We start from the raw sequence: 3,134 nt of genomic DNA, 5'->3' as shown, positions 1-3,134 counted from the left end.
TGAAATACTTGTTAGTGCATTGTAGTTTATTTCTGCCAGATAATAATTATCCGAAGCAACCTCACCGCCCACAGGAAATCTTGAGTTCATCGTACTCCTATCATCCATTAACGCATCACAGTCCTCAAAAGATTGCGGCACTGTCATTTTTTTATCTGGCTTTATATCGACATATTTCGTACACGATATGGCAAATATTGAAACTATAAAAGTTCCGATTATTGAAATTTTCATTTTTAGTTTTTTAATATTCAACCCAATGATTATAGATCCATTTTAGCTCCGAAGGATATTGTAAGAGGCAAAGGCACTGCATCGCGGTATTCTGGATCAATACCAAGCTTATTGGCTTTCCAAAGGATAATATTCATATTTTTAATAAAAGCATGAACAGATATATTCCTAATTTTATTCATTTTGCCCAAACGATAGGAAAGAGAAATATCCTGCAACCTTATATTATCACCTTTCACTACGCGTGCCTCTGATTTATTATAAAATTCATCCCGAAAACTGTCAATTGGATATACAGATGAAGGCACATTAGTTGTCAGCTCATCGCCTGGATTTTTCCATCTATCGTCATAGTCCGCATACCCCAGCCTATACATAGCCATCATAGAATCTGAAAAACCTTGCCGCATAAAAAAGAATTTTAGACGAGCTTGAAGATTGAAAGAAACTGAAAAATTGCCCACTGAGAATTCATTTTCCAAGGAAGAATAGTAGATGGGTCTACCTGATCCTATATATTTTAGCTGATCTAATGAACCATATAATATTTTGGAATAATCTTTTGATACCTGTCCATCAAGGTAACCCAGAGGATCACCATTTTCGGGATCGAGACCTGCAAATGGAAATACCAAAACTGCCCCCTCATCATGCCCTTCTAATAGATAAGAATTTACCGCTCCTGACTGTGAGGCAACGCTACTTGCATAGGGCATCTTAAATGGATAAGAGGAGACCATCGTACGATTGCGGCTCATAAGAAATCTACTATTCCAATTTAATACGTTGCCAATTATATTTCTTGAATTTAATGTCAGCTCGAATCCTTTTGCTTTTAGCATACCTCCATTTTTACGTACCCCCTCAAAACCTGTCGTAGGATCTATTTGAATCTGTGCGATGAGCTCTTTAGAGTTTTTATGATAGAAATCCAAAGAACCTGCAATACGGTCCTTCCACAAAGAAAAATCCAAAGCAAGATTTAATGTTTCTATTTTTTCCCAACCTAAAGACGGATTTGCGGGCGATGTTATCGAAGCATACGGCAATCCTGTGATATTATCAAATCCATTGTAGGATAGAAGCGGTAGACCGCTAAAGGATGGATTTGCCCGTCCGACGAAACCATACGAAGCCCTCAATTTAAGAAGGCTAAATAGATCATTTTTTATAAATGACTCTTTGCTGGCCACCCATGATCCGCCCACCGACCAAAGCGGTTGCCATTTATTATTGGCACCGGCGCCAAATAGATTAGAGGCATCTTGTCTAAAACTACCGGAAAAGACATATTTATCCCTGTATGTGTAATTTAGATTACCATAATATGAAATATAGCGATTAACAAGATCTTCCAAATATACTCCATCTGGAATTAAGCTTCCTCCAAAACCAAGATTGAGTACAGGATATTCTTTGGTATAGTCTACCTGCTGATAATTAAGGTTATTTTTATTATATCCATATAGGATAGAAGAATTGGACGATTGTTGACGCTGCCGAATTTCCCCCCCTATGATAGCGTCAATCCGGTGTAAGCCTTTTTTTTCAATGGTATTGTAATCAAATTGTACGCGAGCGGTCTGACTTTTAGTAGATTTGCTCACAAATTGTATAATATCACCGACTGGAATAGGCCGCTGAATAATGCTGTTATCATCCCACTTTGTGTAAAAATTAACTAAATGCCGAGCCCAAAATGAATTTTGGCCAGTCCAGTCGGTTATCGGTCCACTATTATCTTGAAAAATGTAAGATGTATTCACTTTAAGATCAGGAAGTATCTTATAGTCCAAATTCAAATTGATCATAAAATCTTTTGGATCAGTGATCTGGTAGTTCTGATCGACTTCCGCGAGTGGATTAAAATCCCAGTTCAATAATTTACCGTTACCAGCTGTATCTCTATATACACTTCTTACAGGTACAATATCTACAGTAATCGGATTACCATTATCGTCTACCAGTCTGAGATAGGGCCATTCGTATCCTACAGCATTCGTACCTCGATAGGATATCACTTGATTATTTGAAAAGTCTCTGGCATGCACTTTGGAAAAAGTAACATCTGCATTCAACTCCATATTTTTTGTTGGAATCACCTTGACTGAAGACTTTACCGTCATTCTGTTATTAGAAGATGTAATAACAGAATTTTTACTATCATCCAAGCCCAAAGACAATCTATATGCTGTAGTTCGATTACCTCCTGCTAAACTTAATGCATATTGCTGTTGAAACGCTGGCCTATACACATATCTATAATAGTCATCTCTTGTATCATACTTTCTATATTGATTAATTTTTGTCAATGCCTCCTGCTCTGTAATGGAGCCCCCTCTCATTTGTCCCAATAATTCTACGACTGGGCTTAATGTGCTATAACTATATGTATCTGACAATCCGTAGTCGAAATATCCTTTATTAAAAAGATCAATTTCGTAGTCAATAAAACTATTACTATTTAAATAAGGAAGTTTGTAAATATTAGGTCTTTTGGATATTATTTGGTTTGTGATAAATGACAAATTGAATGGCGCATTATAGTTGCCTTTCTTGGTTGTCAACACAATTACTCCACCGCCACCATATGTGCCCCAAATAGAGGCGGCAACAGCGTCTTTCAAGATAGATACAGATTCAATATCATTTGGATTAATATCTCTTAAATCGCCGTCAAATACGACGTTGTCCAGTATAATTGTTCTGGTAGCTGCACCAGAGATAGCTGATCGTCCGCGAATATCAAAGTTATACTGCGGAATTCCTGCATACTGCATTCTGTCTTGATATAAGTAATCTTTGTCAATACGTAAGCTCACGCTGGCATTTTCGAGACGATCCATAATAGTGGTACCAATCCTGCTGTGTAGCTGGCCATTATTGATCAATTGAAAGCT

Annotated in this window: 1 protein-coding gene and 1 pseudogene; both read right to left on the bottom strand. The window is 37.2% G+C overall.

The annotated features are described in order from the left end of the window. Positions 1 to 234 (bottom strand): annotated as a pseudogene (locus B2X72_RS24745) (hypothetical protein); the annotation flags it as partial. Between the two features lie 29 nt (positions 235 to 263). Next, positions 264 to 3,134: SusC/RagA family TonB-linked outer membrane protein (locus B2X72_RS24740; RefSeq protein WP_286851924.1), on the bottom strand; the 2,871-nt coding region annotated here is incomplete at its 5' end.

The organism is Sphingobacterium sp. UBA7253, assembly GCF_002472745.1.
Taxonomy (GTDB): Bacteria; Bacteroidota; Bacteroidia; order Sphingobacteriales; family Sphingobacteriaceae; genus Sphingobacterium; species Sphingobacterium siyangense.
This window is presented reverse-complemented; position numbering and strand designations above follow the sequence as displayed.